The sequence below is a fragment of the Streptomyces mesophilus genome (genome assembly GCF_040300965.1).
GTDB classification, from domain to species: domain Bacteria; phylum Actinomycetota; class Actinomycetes; order Streptomycetales; family Streptomycetaceae; genus Streptomyces; species Streptomyces mesophilus_A.
On the sequence record NZ_JBEPEW010000314.1, the window covers coordinates 1 to 1,343 of the forward strand.

General features: G+C 75.2%; 1 protein-coding gene. It reads left to right on the forward strand.

Translation table 11 applies throughout. From position 1 onward, the window contains the following. Nucleotides 1-45 precede the first annotated feature (45 nt). The gene (gene cobC, locus ABT367_RS41350; RefSeq protein WP_352259127.1) at nucleotides 46-1,065 is read left to right on the forward strand and encodes an Rv2231c family pyridoxal phosphate-dependent protein CobC; all 1,020 of its coding nucleotides are present in this window, start codon (nucleotides 46-48) and stop codon (nucleotides 1,063-1,065) included. Nucleotides 1,066-1,343: the final 278 nt, after the last annotated feature.

Genomic DNA, 1,343 nt, shown 5'->3' on the forward strand with positions numbered 1-1,343 from the left:
GCGGGCGGGGCGGGCAGCACCGGCGGCGCGGACGGTGCGTACGACCTGCGGCATCACGGGGACGCCGAGGTGCGCGACGGCGCGCTGACCGACCTGGCCGTCAACGTCCGTACGGGGACGCCTCCGCAGTGGCTGCGGGAGGAGATCGCAGAAGCGCTCGGCTCGCTCGCCGCCTACCCGGACGGGCGGGCGGCGCGTGCCGCGGTCGCGGCGCGGCACGGTGTGGGTCCGGAGCGGGTGCTGCTCACGGCGGGTGCGGCGGAGGCGTTCGTGCTGCTGGCGCGGGCGCTCGAGGTGCGGCATCCGGTGGTGGTGCACCCGCAGTTCACGGAGCCGGAGGCGGCGCTGCGGGATGCGGGGCATGCGGTGGAGCGGGTCCTGCTGCCTGCTGCCGACGGCTTCCGGCTCGATCCGGCCGCCGTACCCGATGCGGCGGATCTGGTCGTCCTGGGCAATCCGACGAACCCCACGTCCGTGCTGCACCCTGCTCACCGGGTGGCCGAACTGGCCGGGCCCGGGCGGGTGTTGGTGGTGGACGAGGCGTTCATCGACGCGGTGCCCGGGGAGCGGGAGTCGCTCGCCGGGCGGACCGACGTGCCCGGGCTCGTGGTGCTGCGGAGCCTGACGAAGACATGGGGGCTCGCGGGGCTGCGGATCGGGTACGTCCTGGCCGACCCCGCCGTCATCGCCGCGCTGGAGCGCGCCCAGCCGCTCTGGCCGGTGTCGACGCCGGCCCTCGCGGCGGCGGCGGCGTGCATGCGGGCGGAGGCGCTGGCGGAGGCGGAGGGCGCTGCGCGGCGGTACGCCGAGGACCGGGCGTATCTGCTCGCGGGGCTGCGGGAGTTCGCGGAGGTCTCCGTGTCCGGTGAGCCTGCCGGGCCGTTCGTTCTGCTCCGGCACGAGCGGGCCGCGGAGGTTCGCGGACGACTCCGCGACGTCGGATTCGCGGTGCGCCGCGGCGATACGTTTCCGGGGCTCGGTGTGGAGTGGATGCGCGTTGCGGTACGGGACCGGGGAACGACGGATCGGTTTCTGCGGGCGCTGACCGAAGTGGGCGTGCGGTAGGGGCGGGTGTGCGGGAGGGGCGGGTGTGCGGTGCGGTTGCGTTGTCGGGTGCCGGTTCGTGGTGCGTGCGGCGGGCTGATGCGAATTCGAACAGCAAGGGAAGGGCGGCACAGGGATTTCCGCCCTTCCCTTGCTCAAGCCCCGTACAGCTCAAGGGAGTTCACTGCAGGGACGTTTCCGGGCCGCTGGGGCGGCCGCGATTGGCCCTGGGCCGCGGTCCGACTGGGGGTCGGGACGCGGACCAGGGCCCGGCCGGGGCACGGCACCGCCCCGCCCCC